At 73.9% G+C, this 14,110-nt stretch carries 8 protein-coding genes; 3 read left to right on the forward strand and 5 right to left on the reverse strand.

Translation table 11 applies throughout. The features are described 5' to 3' along the window. Window positions 1–2,103, reverse strand: a 2,103-nt coding sequence (locus tag ACR807_RS37365) for a PQQ-dependent sugar dehydrogenase (RefSeq protein WP_438926238.1), incomplete at its 3' end; no start/stop codon positions are given. 380 nt (window positions 2,104–2,483) lie between these two features. Further along, window positions 2,484–5,264 carry an AfsR/SARP family transcriptional regulator gene (locus tag ACR807_RS37370; protein ID WP_438926239.1) on the reverse strand — a complete coding sequence of 927 codons (2,781 nt, stop codon included), beginning with the start codon at window positions 5,262–5,264 and terminating at the stop codon, window positions 2,484–2,486. A 109-nt stretch (window positions 5,265–5,373) separates the two neighbouring features. Between ACR807_RS37370 and ACR807_RS37375 the strand changes: the two genes are divergently transcribed. Next, window positions 5,374–5,508, forward strand: coding sequence for a hypothetical protein (locus ACR807_RS37375; protein ID WP_438926240.1), 135 nt, complete (start codon window positions 5,374–5,376; stop codon window positions 5,506–5,508). 20 nt (window positions 5,509–5,528) lie between these two features. Here ACR807_RS37375 and ACR807_RS37380 read toward each other — a convergent pair whose 3' ends face one another. From ACR807_RS37380 to ACR807_RS37390, 3 genes are all read right to left on the reverse strand, one after another. Next, window positions 5,529–6,743, reverse strand: coding sequence for a hypothetical protein (locus tag ACR807_RS37380; protein ID WP_438926241.1), 1,215 nt, complete (start codon window positions 6,741–6,743; stop codon window positions 5,529–5,531). A gap of 62 nt (window positions 6,744–6,805) precedes the next feature. Further along, window positions 6,806–8,485 (reverse strand): diguanylate cyclase domain-containing protein, encoded by a 1,680-nt coding sequence (locus ACR807_RS37385; protein ID WP_438926242.1) that lies wholly within the window; start codon window positions 8,483–8,485, stop codon window positions 6,806–6,808. Window positions 8,486–8,643: 158 nt separating this feature from the next. Continuing rightward, window positions 8,644–9,552, reverse strand: a complete 909-nt coding sequence (locus ACR807_RS37390; protein WP_438926243.1) for an amidohydrolase family protein — start codon at window positions 9,550–9,552, stop codon at window positions 8,644–8,646. A 241-nt stretch (window positions 9,553–9,793) separates the two neighbouring features. On the opposite strand from ACR807_RS37390, the gene ACR807_RS37395 reads away from it, so the two are divergent. Beyond that, the gene (locus ACR807_RS37395; RefSeq protein WP_438926244.1) at window positions 9,794–11,278 is read left to right on the forward strand and encodes an arabinofuranosidase catalytic domain-containing protein; all 1,485 of its coding nucleotides are present in this window, start codon (window positions 9,794–9,796) and stop codon (window positions 11,276–11,278) included. Window positions 11,279–11,426: 148 nt separating this feature from the next. After that, window positions 11,427–14,110: RICIN domain-containing protein (locus ACR807_RS37400; protein WP_438926245.1), on the forward strand; the 2,684-nt coding region annotated here is incomplete at its 3' end.

A 14,110-nucleotide genomic window follows, 5' to 3' on the forward strand; every position in this document is an offset into this window, starting at 1 on the left:
GACCTTGAGGATGCTCTCGTTGCTGTTGTTCGCGACGCTGTCCTTGTCACCCCGGGTGCTGGTGGTCAGCCACAAGCCGCCGTCGGCGGACGGCTCCACCGTGCGCAGCCGCCCGTAGGTGCCGTTGAGGTACTGCTGGACGTCCGTCAGGCCCTCGTCGGTGATCTCGGCCCGGTACAGCCGCGCGCCGCGCAGGCAGGCCAGGTACAGGGCGTCGCGCACCACGGCGATCCCGCTGCACGAGCCCTCGGCGACGGGGTAGGTGCGCTCGGGCGCGACGAAACCGGGTTCGCCGCAGCTGCCGGTGGTGCCCTCGCAGGCGGGCCAGCCGTAGTTGCCGCCCCGGACGATCAGGTTGGTCTCGTCCATGACGGAGTTGCCGAACTCCTGCTCCCACAGCCTGCCCCGCGAGTCGAAGGCGAGGCCCTGGGGGTTGCGGTGGCCGTAGCTCCACACCGGCGTGCCGAACGGGTTGTCCGCGGGGACCGTGCCGTCGCGGTTGATGCGCAGCACCTTGCCGGCGAGGTTGTCGAGGTCCTGGGCCCACGTGCCGTTCTGGCCGTCGCCGGTGGCGACGTAGAGCGTCCCGTCCGGACCGAAGCGCAGCCGGCCGCCGTTGTGGTACTTGTTGCGCGGGATGCCGGTGAGCAGCACCTGCGGGGAGCCCGTGAGCGCGCCCCCGGTGTAGCGGATGCGCACCACCCGGTTGTCGGTCGTGCTGGTGTGCATGACGTACACCCACGGGTCGGCCGCGAAGTCGGCCGCCACGGCGATGCCCAGCACCCCGCCCTCGCCGTCGGTGCCCGCCACGCCCGGCACGCGCCCGATGCTGGTCTTCGCGCCGGTCGCGGGGTCGAGGCGGACGAGGTCGAAGGCGTCGCGGCGGCCGTAGAGCACCTGCCCGTCGGGCAGGGTGGTCAGGCCCCACGGCAGGTCGGTGTCCGTGGTGACCCTGGTGATCGAGCACAGCGCGGTGGCGCAGGCGGCACCCGTGGTGACCGCGACCGGCGTGCTCGGCGCCGAGCGGTTGTCCTGCGCGTCGCGCGCCCGCACCCGGTACTCGTAGCGGGTGTTCGCGGCCAGGCCGCTGTCGCTGAACGAGGTCGCCGTCGCGCCGGTGGTCGAACCGACCTGGGCGCCGTCGCGCAGGACCTCGTAGCCGGTGACGCCGATGTCGTCGGTCGCCGGTGCCCAGCGCACCACGACCGTGGTGCCCGACGCGGTCGCCGTCACGCCGGTGGGGGTGGAGGGCGGTTCGGTGTCGGCCTGGCACTGCGGCACGGTGATGGTGACCGTGGCGCTGGCCTGCGAGACGTTGCCCGCCGCGTCGCGCGCGTTGACGTACAGCCCCCAGGTGGCCCCCGGCACGACGGTCAGGTCGGCGGACAGCGCCGTGCCCGGCACCGAGGTCATCAGCTGCCCGTCGTGGTAGACGTCGTAGAACGCCACCCCGACGTCGTCGGTGGAGGCGGACCACGACAACGTCACCCCGGCACAGGTCAGGTTCGAGGTGCGGGGGTCGGTCGGCGCGGTCGGCGGCGTGGTGTCGGCACCGAGCCGGACCAGCCGCCACTGCTGACCGGCGGTGCCGCTGTCGGGCTGCTGCACGACCCGCGCCCCGTCCGAAGTGGAGGAACCGAGCACGTCGACGGCCTTGCCGCTGGCCCGGTTGAGCAGGCGCACGTGGCCGTTGTCGGAGTCGGCGAGGCGGAACTGCTGGCCGGTGCGGTCGGCGTCGGCGTTCTGCACCAGGCCGGTGCGGTCCGCGGTGGACGGGAAGTCCAGCACCTTGCCGCTGTGGCGCGACCTCAGCCGGTAGTAGCCGCCGCCGGAGTCGACGAACCGCCACTGCTGCCACGCCCCGTCGTTGCGGGCGTACTGCGAGATCCGGGCGCCGTCGTTCGTGGCGCGCCCGTACACGTCGAGCGCCTTGCCGCTGTTGCGGTTGACCAGCACGTAGGAGGCGGTGGTGTCCACGGTGGCGGCCGACCCGACGGCGGGCGCCGGGAGCACGACGCCGAGAGCCGACAGCACCACCGCGAACACCGCTCCGAGTCGCCTGCGGGGCACGGTGCTCTCCCTGGTCGCGGGGGCTTTTCGCATGGTGCTCCTCTCGCGGAATGCACAGGACATTCGCGTTGTTACCGCTAACAAAAATCAGCCCGGCACGAGGTGGCGGCGCTCGCGGGCAACGCGTGCCGAAATGGCCGATCGGGTGGGTTCCCCGGTGTGCGGACCGGCGGTCACCGAGTGGGCGAGGCGGGTCTCAAGCGGCGCGGGGACGACTCGGGCTCTTGGTGCGCAAGTACAGCCATGCTCCGCCTCCTTGCGGGCAGGGGGTGGTGCTCGACGCCAGATGCCGGGTCAGTACGACTGGGAGCGTTCCCAGGGCACGGTAGCGCACGCTTTCCGCCACCGACAAGACCACGGAACGGGTAACGCGGTCTCGTTAGCGCTAACACCGCGTAGTGGTTTCGCCGCGGTCAGGGTTGTGCGGAGCGCAGGGCACGTGCCCGCTCGGCGTGCCGTTCGGCCTCGTCCGCGCGGCCGAGGGCGGTGAGGGTTTCCGCCAGTCCCTCGTGGGCGCGGACCTCCTCCGCCCGGTAGCCGGTGCGGTCGGCCAGGTCCAGCGCCCGGCGGTAGTGCTCCAGGGCCGTGGCCGGGTCGTCGGTGCGGTGGGCGGCGGCGGCCTCGATGAGCACGCCCAGCCTGATGGTGCGCAGGACTCCGCCCTCGACGCGCTCCAGCGCGCGGTGGTGGTACTCGCGGGCCCGGCGGGGGTCGTCGAGGCGTTCGTGCAGGGTGCCGAGAGCGCTCAGCACCACGGTGCACAGACCGGGATCGGCCACCTCCTGGGAGATGGCCAGCGCCTCCTCCAGTTCGGTGCGCGCCCGGCCGTGCTCCCCCTGCTCGGTGTGCACGGCGCCCAGGTTGAGCAGGGCGATGCCCTCGCTGTGGCGGTACCCGCCCCGCCGTGCCGCGCGCAGCGCGCGCTCGTGGTGGCGGACGGACTCCTCCACGGCCCCGCTGTCGCCCCGGGCGATGCCGAGCAGCGTGCAGGCGAAGTTCTCCAGCGCGAGGTCGCCGGTGGCCTCGGCGTGCCGCAGGCCCCGCTCGAAGTGGCCGAACGCCTCGTCCGCCCGCCCCAGCCGCGACAGAACCGACCCCAGGTTGCACAGCGCGAAGCCGTCCTCGCCGCCGGTCGCGGCGACGGCGGCGGTGTGCAGGGCGAGCGCGTCGTGGAACAGGGCGGTGGCGTCCAGGTAGCGCGCCAGCGCCCTGGACAGGTGCGCGGTGTGCCGCGGCGCACCGCGCACCGCCGCGGCCACGAGGGTGGCCCGCTCCTCGGCGAGCCACTGGATCGCGTTCCGGTGCGACGGGAAGTCGACCTCGGGACCGACCAGGGGCGGGCGCGGCGGGCGGCGGTGCGGTTCGCCGGGGGTGAAGACGTCCGCCGCCGCGGACGCGAAGCAGCAGCAGTGGTCGAACAGCCTCTCCAGCGCGGCGGCGCCCTCGTCGCCGGGCAGCTCGCCGGCGTGCAGGCGGACCAGGTCGTGCATCCGGTAGCGGCCGGGCACCCGCTGGTGCACCAGGTGCGCCTCCTCCAGCTCCCGCAACGCCCGGCGCGCCCGCACGACCGTGACGCCGGCCAGGGCCGCCGCCCCGGTGACGCCGAGGTCCGGGCTCGGCACCAGGCCCAGCAGCCCGAACAGCTCGGCCGCGCCGGTGCTCAGGACGCGGACCGAGGTGGTGAACGCGGCGCGCAGGTTCGTCGGCAGCTCCCCGGTGTCGAGCGCGTCGAGCCTGGCCGAGTCGTCCCGCACCTCCTGCCAGAGCGCCGCGAGCGGCACGTCCGGCTGGGACTTGGCGCGCGCCGCGAGGATGCCCAGCGCCAGCGGCAGCCCCGCGCAGTGCCGCACGAGCCCGGCGGCGGCCTCCGGCTCGGCGCTCGCGCGGTCCGGTCCCAGGTGCCGCGACAGCAGCCGCGCGGCCTGCGCGTCGTCCAGCACGTCCACCGGCACGGGCGTGGCGCCGTGCGTGGCGACCAGGCCGGTGAGCCGGTGCCTGCTGGTGACCACGACCGCGCACGACGTGCCGCCGGGCAGCAGCGGCGTCACCTGGGCGGTGTCGCGGGCGTTGTCCAGCACGACCAGCGAGCGCAGGTCGGCGGTCAGCTCGCGGTACAGGGCCGACTGCGCGTCCGGTTCGGCGGGCACCGCGTCCGGTCGGACGCCGAGCGCGGTGAGGAAGCCCCGCACCACGACGTCGGGTGCGAGGGGGTCGGCGACCGGGTCGAACCCGCGGAGGTCCACGTGCAGGTGGCCGTCCGGGAACCGGTCGTGGCGCAGGTGCGCCCACCGCAGCGCCAGCCAGGTCTTGCCCACGCCGCCACCGCCGGTGAGCACGGCGATCGGCGTGTGCCCGCCGTCGTGGCCGAGCAGCAGGTCCAGGGCGGCCAGTTCGCGGTCGCGGCCGGTGAAGAACGGCGGTGACGCGGGCGGTCGGCGGGGTGCCCGCGCGGTCGGCGTGGCCGGCGGTGCGGTGTCCGGGTCGAGGACGTCGTGGTGCAGCCGCCTCAGCTCCGGGCCGGGCTCGACGCCGAGCTGCTCGACCAGCACCTCCCGGGTCCGCTGGTAGTGGCCCAACGCCTCGGCGGTCCGCCCGGCCCGGTGCAGGGCCAGCACGAGCTGCCCGGCCAGGCGTTCGTCCAGCGGGTCCGCGGCGGCGCGCACGCGCAGGTCGGCCAGCAGGTCGGCGTGCTGCCCCAGCCGCAGGGCCAGGTCGGTCCGGTGGGCCGCGGCGGCGGCCTGCTCGGCCCCCAGCGCCAACCGCACCTCGTCGGCCCACGGCGTGTCCAGCCCGGCGAGCACGTCGGACCGGCACAGCGCCAGCGCGCTGTCGAGCGCCCGGAGCGCGGGCCCGTCGTCCAGCCCCCGCGCCCGCGCCACCAGGCGCCGGAAGCGGTGCAGGTCGACGTCGTCGGGGTCGGCGTCGAGCACGTAGCCGCCGTCGCGGTGGGAGAGCGCCGCGGTGGTGCCGAGCACCTTGCGCAACCGGGACAGGTAGGTCCGCAGCACGCCCCCGGCCCGCAGGGGCGGCCGACCGCCCCACACCCGCTCGACCAGCCGGTCGGGCGGTACGGGCCGGTTCACGTCGACCAGCAGCGCGGCCAGCACGCCGCGCTGCCGCGCGTGCCCCAGGTCCAGGCGCGTGCCGTCCACCCACGCCCCGACACCGCCGAACAAGCGGAACTCCACCCCCATGACACCCCCTCATACCGCACTTGAGCAGCGGGTTCAACGGCGATTAGGCGCCACCTGGACACCCGGCCCGCACCGTTGCCCCCGAACCACCGCGACGAAGGGGGAGCACGTGCACCACACCACCGCCAGGATGATCGTCGACCAGCACCGGCGGGACGCCGAGCGCGCCGCCGAGCAGCACCGCCTGGCACGCCTGGTGCCCCGGCGGGGAAGGCGCCCGCCGTGGGCGGGCCGGCTGCCGTGACCCGCGCCGGCCGACAGGGGTCAGTTCCGGCTGCGGCGGTCGAGCGACGACCGCCGCAGTTCCTCCGTTTCCGCGGGGACGACCGGGCGGTGCTCCATCTCCCGCACCTCGCCGGGCTCCTGGCTCAGGTACCACAGGTCCTCGCGCTCGAAGAACCACTCCGCGTGCAGCAGGCCGTCGTCGCCGCCCCAGGTGCGCGCGAACCGCTTCACCGTGGTGTGCCGGAGACCGAGGAACATCGGCTTCAGGCACTCCCAGTACAGGAACCGACCGTCCTCGGGGCCGCGGTCGAGGTGCTCCAGCACCTCCACGAACTCCGCGGCCCTCGCCTCGTCGACGTCCACCCGCGTGCCCGCGCCCTCCAGGACGCAGTTCTCCCCGTACGACGGCTCGCGCCAGTAGGTCACGAACGACTTCTCGGTGGTGCAACCGTGCTCGTCAGCCGTCACGCGCGCGACGCGCAACGGTTCGCCGGTGTCGTCGAGGAACGCGAAGTGCCTGCTCTCGACCCCTGCCGGGTGCGGCGTCCAGGAGGTGAGCAGGTGGTCGAGCGCCTCCCCGGTGACGGCCCTGCCGTGGCGGGCCCCGTAACCGGCGCGGACCCATTCGCGGTTCTCGTCGTAGCGCTCGCAGAAGTGGCTGCCGTACTGGTCGACGTCGTCGACCCACTCCCGGAGGAGGAGGTAAGGGTCGTCGAGGTCGGGACGCACGTGGTTCACCACGGCGAAGTGGCGGACCCGGACGTCGCCGAACACGCGCCGCGCCTGGACGTCCTTGAACCGTTCGACGTCCTCCTTGGTGATGCTGACGAGCCTGCCCTCGACCGGGCACCGCCGCCAGGCGAGGTCGCGGGTGAACGACAGCACCTCCCGCTCACCGGCCAGGTTCTCCTGCACCACGGTGAGCGGGTCGTCGAACGGGTGCTCCTCGGTCTCGACCGCGAAGTAGAGGTAGGGGTCGCCGTAGCCCTCGATGGCCAGCGCGCGCCGCTCGGTGTTGCGCGGGTCGTGCTCCTCGTCCAGGGGCGGCGGTGGGCCGATGCCCACCACCAGGCGCTCCGCCTCGGCCTCGGAGATCCGCGCGCTCAGGAACCACTCGCGGTACCTCGGGTCGGCGCGCACCCAGCCCTGTCCGACGTCGAAGACCTCCTCGCGGTCGCCGTCGACCCGCATGACCGCCGACGGGGCGTCGAGCGGCTGCCGGGAATAGCGGAGCAGAGCGATGTGGTGCGTCATGCGATCCCCCAGACCGTGCGGCCTCCCCAGACCGCGCGGTCGATGTTACCGACGACCGCGGCTCACCGGGAGCTCGTCGTGACGCTGCTCGTGCGGAGGAGGTCGCGCACGGCGTCGGGGGTGAGCGGGGGACCGAAGTAGGGGCCCTGCGCCGCGGTGATGCCCAGGCGGGTCAGTTCGCGGGCCTCGGCCTCGGTGCGGACGTCCTGGGCGTACAGGTCGCCGTCGAGGTTGCGCACCGCCCAGGACAGCATGCCGACCACGGCGGAGCGGACGAGCGGTTCGGCGGTGTCGTCCAGGCCGCGGACCACCGTGCCGTCCAGCTCGTGACCGCTGATGGGCACGCCGGTGTCGCCGAAGGCGTCGAACCGGCCGCCTCCCCGCTGCTCGCGCAGCACCGACACGCCCGAGGAGGCCAGGATGTCCAGTTCCTCGACCTGGTCGGGGGTCAGGGACACCAGCACGTCGTCCTCGACGACCAGGCGCAACCGGTCGGCGGGCAGGTCGGCGTCGGCGAGGTGGCGGCGCACGACCGCGACCAGCTCGGGTTCGCGGCACTGGTGGGCGGTGAGGTGCACCACCACCGGGGGCGTGCGGTCGCCGAACTCCGCCCGCCACCGGCCCGCGTGCGCGCAGGCGTCGGCCAGGACCTTGCGGCCCAGGCGGACGGCGTTGCCGGTGGGCTCGGCGAGGTCCGGGGGGACGTCGGTCGGACCGTGCCCGGGCCGGTCCCAGCGCAGGGACGCCTCCAGGGCGACCACGTGCCGGTCCACCAGCGAGTGCAGCGGGGTGAAGCGGGTGTCGATCTCGCCGTCCTCCAGGGCGCCGGCGACCGACGAGGCCAGGGTGAGGCGCCGGCGTTCGAGGACGTCGCGCTGCGGGTCGTGCAGCGTCCAGCGGGCGCGGCCGTCCTCCCGGCTCCAGCGGGCCGCCACCTCGGCGGTGCGCATCAGGTCCGCGGCGGTGCGACCGCGGGTGCGCTGGACGCTGATGCCTGCGCTGACCGTCACGCCCACGCCCACGCCGTCGAGGTAGAGCGGTTCGGCGAGCGCCACCTCCACCTCCTCGACGAGCTCGATCAGCGCCAGGGCGTTCACCGGGTTCTCGACCACGACGGTGAACTCGTCGTGACCGGTGCGGGCGACGCGGCCGTGCGGTGCGCAGACCCGGGACAGGCGGGCGGCCAGGGACTTCAGCAGGCGGTCGCCCGCGTCGTGGCCGAGCGCCTCGTTGACCACGTGGAAACCGTCGACGTCGAGGTGCGCCAGGCCGACCACGTCGGGGCAGCGGTCCAGCCACCGCAGGAACTGGGCGCGGTTGGGCAGGCCGGTGACGACGTCGTTGAGGCTCTGCCGGATCAGGGCCGTGCGCAGCGCCGCGGTCTCCTCGGTGTCGACGACCACCACGGTCCGCAGGCCGGCGGACAGCGGCGCCACGTCGAGCACCGCCGTGGTGCTGTCGCCGTCCGGCCGCAGCACGCGGGCGTCGGTGTGCAGGTGGTCCGCGCGCAGGTCGGTGTCGGTGGCGAACAGCAAATCCAGGCGGGTGCCGGTCAGGGCGCCCGCCGGCCGGCCGGTCAGCTCGCGCAGCGCCGCGTTCGCCTCCAGCACGACGCCCTCGGCGTCGACGACGGCGAACCCCAGGGGCGAGCGGTCGAAGTGGGCCCGCACGGCACGTGCCACCGCCGGGTCGCCGGTCGGGGCGCGGTCGGGTGCGCCGGGGAGCCGGGTGTTGTCGCGCACGGTCCTCGTTCCGGTCGTGCCGATGATCGCTGGGACGAAACTAGGACCGCTGCCGGGCGCACGCACGACGGGTGAGGGGCCGCGCCGGTCGAGTGACGACAAATCACTCGACCGGCCCAATCGCGGAGTTTCCGATCAGGACGGTGCCCGGCGCGTCCTCACCGCCGTTCCGCCGGCAGCCGGTAGACCCGCGCGGCCGTGCCGCCGAACACCTCGCCGCGCTCGGCGGCGGTCAGCTTCCCGGTCAGCTCCTCGGCCGCCGCGACGACCTCCCGGTAGGAGCCCGCGAGCAGGCAGACCGGCCAGTCGGAGCCGAACAGCACCCGCGACGGGCCGAACGCGTCCAGCACCACGTCGGCGTACGGGCGCAGGTCCGCCGCGCTCCACCCGGTCCGGTCGGCCTCGGTGACCATGCCCGACAACTTGCAGGTGACGTTCGGCTCGGCGGCCAGCGCGCGGAGGTGGGACGCCCACGGTTCGAGGTCGCCGGAGGCGATCGGGGGCTTCGACAGGTGGTCCAGGACGAACGTCGCCCCGGGCAGCGCGCGCACGGTCTCGATCGCCGCGGGCAGCTGGTGGACGAGGGTGAGCAGGTCGTAGGCCAGCCCCGCCTCCGCGACCGCGCGCAGCCCGCGCCGGACGTCGGGCCGGGCCAGCCACCGGGGGTCCGGCTCGCCCTGCACCAGGTGCCGCACGCCGACGAGCAGCTCGCCGCCGGGGCCCGCGCGCAGTGCGGCGAGCACGTCACCGACGCCCGGGTCGGTGAGGTCGACCCAGCCGACGACGCCCGCCACCAGCCCCCGGCCCTCGTCGGCCGCCAGCGACAGGAAGTCCGCGGTCTCCTCGACCTCCGGGACGACCTGGACGAGGACCGTCCGGTCGATCCCCGACGCCGAGGCGGCGGGCGACAGGTCGTCGAGGGTGAAGTCGCGGCGGATCGGGGCGAGGTCCGCGCCGTTCAGCCAGTCGTGCCCGCGCGGGCTCGGCCCCGGGCGGGCCCGCCCGCCCGGCGGGAGCCGCCAGAGGTGGTGGTGCGCGTCGATCCGGATCGTGTCGGTCGGTGGCATCGGACCCCCGTGCGGCGCAGGTGTGCGGCGGCAGGCTAGCAAGGAACGGACGCCGGAAGCGTTGCTTTAGCGGTGTTTTAGCGCCTAGCGTCGGTCGCGGTCGACGCGGGTCGAACCCCGCCGCCGAGCCCTCCGCCCCGCCCGCGGCCCGCCCGCGTGCGACCGCCGCCGCCCGTCCCCGCCCTCCCACATCGACGTAGGAGTGACGATGCAGTCTTCGCCTGCCCCCTCAACGGGTGCCGTGAAGCGTTGGTGGCGCTCGTCGGGGGCGGTGCGCGCGCGTGCCGCGGTGGCGCTCGCCCTGCTGCCCGCGGCGTTGACGACGTGGCCCGCGCCGGTGACCGCGTCGGCGGCCGGCACGGGACCGTGCGACATCTACGCCGCCGGCGGCACGCCCTGCGTGGCCGCGCACAGCACGACGCGAGCGCTCTACGGCTCGTACGGCGGGAACCTCTACCAGGTCAGGCGTTCGTCGGACAACGCGACGAGGGACGTCGGCGTGCTGACCGCGGGCGGTACCGCCGACGCGGCGGCCCAGGACTCGTTCTGCGCCGGCACCACCTGCGTCGTCACCGTGGTCCGCGACCAGTCCGGCCGGGGCAACGACCTGTGGTACCAGGGGTCGTCGGTGGTCCCCGGGTCGCCCCAGAGCAGGCCCGCGCTCGCGACGTCCGAGTCGCTGGCGGTCGGCGGTGGCAAGGCGTACTCGCTCTACATCAACCCCGGCAACAGCTACTGGCGCGACGGCCACCTGACGGGCGTCCCGACCGGGGCCGCGCCGGAAGGCATGTACATGGTCACCAGCGGCAAGCACGTCAACAACGGGTGCTGCTTCGACTACGGCAACAGCGAGACGACCAGGAAGGCCGACGCGGCCGGGGCGATGGACGCCATCAACTTCAGCACGCAGTGCTGGTTCGGCGGGTGCTCCGGCACCGGCCCCTGGGTCCAGGCGGACCTCGAATGGGGCCTCTTCCCCGGCGGCAGCCAGTCGTGGAACCCGAACCAGCGCGCCTTCACCGGCGACTTCGTCACGGCGGTGCTGAAGAACAACGGGACCACGCGGTTCGCGCTCAAGGGCGGCGACGCGCAGGCCGGCGACCTGACCACGCTGTGGGACGGGCCGTTGCCCACCGGGTACAGCCCGATGAGGAAGCAGGGCGCGATCATCCTGGGCAGCGGCGGCGACTGCTGCAAACCCGACGGCGGCGCGAACCTCAGCGCGGGGACCTTCTACGAGGGGGCCGTGGTCGCGGGCTACCCGTCCGACGCGACCGAGCAGGCCGTGCAGGCCAACGTCGTCGCGGCCGGGTACACCACCGGGGGCGGCACCGCGCCGGGTGGCCCGGTGCGCGCGGTGGGCGCGGGCAAGTGCCTCGACGTGCCGAACGTGACGTCGGGGGCGCAAGCCCGCACCTGGGACTGCCGGGGCGGCACGGGCCAGACCTGGACCCGGACGTCCGCGGGCGAGCTGGCCGTGGGCGCGGGCTCCGGCCGGCTGTGCCTCGACGCCTACGGCCAGGGGACGAGCGCGGGCACGAGGACGGTCCTCTGGTCGTGCAACGGCCAGGCCAACCAGCGCTGGAACGCCAACGCCGACGGCACGGTCACCGGCGCGCAGTCCGGTCTGTGCCTGGACGTGTCCGGGGCGTCCACGGCCAACGGGGCGCAGGTGCAGCTGTGGACCTGCAACGGCGGCGCCAACCAGCGGTGGGCCTTCGGCTGAGCCCGCACCGGGGGTGATCCCGCCCGAGGTGACCCGGCCCGCCCGGCGAGCGGAACCCACCTCGCGGAACCCACCTCGCGGAACCCACCTCGCCGAACCCTTCTCCGGCGCGCACACCCGACCGGAACCGAGCGCAAGGGAGAACAAGGTGGAACCAGCCAGTACCGTCGCGAGGTCGTTGGTGGCGGTCGCGGTGTTCGCGTCCGCCCTGCTGCTGCCGGCCGCGGGGGACGGCCCCCGGGCCTCGGCCGCCGTCCAGGCGACGTACTACGTCGCCCCCGACGGCGACGACGCCGCACCCGGGACGATCACGGCCCCGTTCCGGACCGTGCAGCGCGCGCGGGACGTCGTCCGCACGGTGAACGGGAACATGTCCGGCGACATCACCGTGCACCTCCGCGGCGGCGAGTACCGGGTGAGCGGCACCGTGGGGTTCACGCCGGCCGACTCGGGCACGAACGGGTACCGGGTCGTCTACGCCGCGTACCAGGACGAGGTACCGGTGCTGAGCGCCGGCGTGCGGGTGACCGGGTGGACGCAGCACAGCGGCAACGTCTGGAAGGCCCCGCTCGACCGCGGCACCAAGCTGCGGGCGCTCTACGTCAACGACAAGCGCGCCTTCATGGCCGCCAAGACGATCACCTCGCAGGGGTGCTACGGCACGTACACCGTCACCGCCGGGCAGGCGCCCTGGGCGCGGGAGTCGGGCTCGCAGTGCGACGGCGCCAAGTACGGCCTGGCCGACCTGCCCGCCATCTCCCGCAACCCGGACGACGTCGAGATCGAGACGGCGACCACCTGGACGACGGCCGTCGCGGGGGTCCGCCAGGTCACCACGAGCGGTGACGGCGCCAACCGGGTGGCGCTGTTCCACCAGCCGGGCGCGGCCATCGCCCAGGGCGCGTTCAACGGCAACCACCAGGTCGGCGGGAGCCACAAGTTCATGAACGCCTACGAGTTCCTCGACTCGCCGGGCGAGTTCTACTTCGACAGGGCGGGCAGGACGCTCTACTACCACAAGGCCGACTCCGAGGACATGGCGACGGCGGTGGTCCACGCGCCGAACAACGTGCCCACCGTGCTCCGGGTCGCCGGCACCTCCACCACCGACCACGTCCGGAACATCACCTTCTCCGGCCTCACGGTGCAGCACTCCGACTGGAACCTGTTCACCGTGGCCGGTTCCGCGTTCAAGCAGGCCCAGCAGGGCAACCTCGGCAACTCCCTGTACGTCAAGGGCAACTTCCACGTCTACCACTACCGCAACGTCGACGTCGCGCCGGGCGCCGTCCAGGTCGAGAACGCCGACGGCGTCCACCTGCTGCGCAACCGGGTCCAGCACACCGGCGCCGACGGGATCACCCTGGTCAACGACGTGCAGGACGCACAGGTCATCGGCAACCGCACCAACGACGTCGCCGGGTCCGCCATCAGCATCGGCCACCCCCAGCACGTCTACATCGGCGACCACACGGCGACCAACGGCGAGAAGTACCCGGCCCGGGTCGAAGGGCTGCCCAGGAACATCCGGGTCGAGAACAACCACCTGTACGACAGCGCCGTGCTGTTCAACGGGCACAGCCCCGTTTCGGCGTACTTCGCCGACGGGCTCTCGGTGCGGCACAACCGGATCGAGAAGGCGCCGTGGTCGGGCATCACGCTCGGCTGGGGCTGGTGGAACTTCGACGGGTCGGCGGGCTCGATCGCGCCCGACCGGCCGACCACCACGGCGCGGAACAACACCGTCAGCCACAACCACGTCATCGACACGGTGCAGCGCCTCGGCGACACGGCGCCCATCTACACGCTGGGCAGCCAGCCGGGGACCACGATCACCGACAACTACCTGCAGGGCGTCCCCGCCGGCCACAGGTACGGGCTCCACCCCGACGAGGGCTCGGCCCACATCGGCTTCCGCGACAACGTCCTGAGCGTGGACAAGGACGTCACGTGGCTGATCAACTCCGACGACTTCGGGCGCAAGCACGACCTGAGCATCACGCAGACCTACGGGCCCATCAACAAGGTCTCCCAGAAGACCCTGCCGAACAGCACCATCCAGGACATCCTGGTCTACCCCGACTACGTGTGGCCGGCACCCGCCCACGGCATCGCGGTGGACTCCGGCCCGGAGGCCGCGTACCGGGACGTCCTCCCGAGGGCGACGCTCGCCCACCCGGACCACGTCCTGCCGGCCGGCACGTTCGTCGGTGCCGGGAGCGCGTCGATCCCCGTCCGGGGCGCCGGCGACGCGACCAGGTCGATCTGGCTGGCACCCGCCGGCACCACCGCCTTCGCCGTCGGCCCGACGATGACCAGGGCGGGCGGCACCGCGACGGCCGTCGACGTGCCGACCGCGTCCGGCGACTACCGGCTCTACGTCGTGGACGCGCAGGGGAACCGGTCACCCGAGTCCAAGTCGGTCGTCCGGCGACAGGGCGGCGGCCGGCAGGGCGTCGCGATCGTCGGCGTTCAGTCCGGCCGGTGCGTCGACGTCCCCGGCACGACCGCGACCAACGGCACCCAGGCCCAGCTGTGGGACTGCCACGGCGGCGCCAACCAGCGCTTCACGCACACCTCGGGCAGGCAGTTGCAGCTGTCCGGGACCAAGTGCCTGGACGCGAGCAACCAGGGCACCGCCAACGGCACCGCGGTGGTGGTCTGGGACTGCAACGGGCAGGCGAACCAGCAGTGGGACGTCAACGCCGACGGCACCGTCAGGGGGGTGCAGTCCGGGCTGTGCCTGGACGCCAACGGCGCCGGCACCGCGAACGGGACCAGGATCATCCTGTGGTCCTGCGGCGGCGGGGCCAACCAGCGGTGGAGCCTGCG

The sequence above is a fragment of the Saccharothrix sabaoui genome (assembly GCF_051756985.1).
Classification (GTDB): Bacteria; Actinomycetota; Actinomycetes; order Mycobacteriales; family Pseudonocardiaceae; genus Actinosynnema.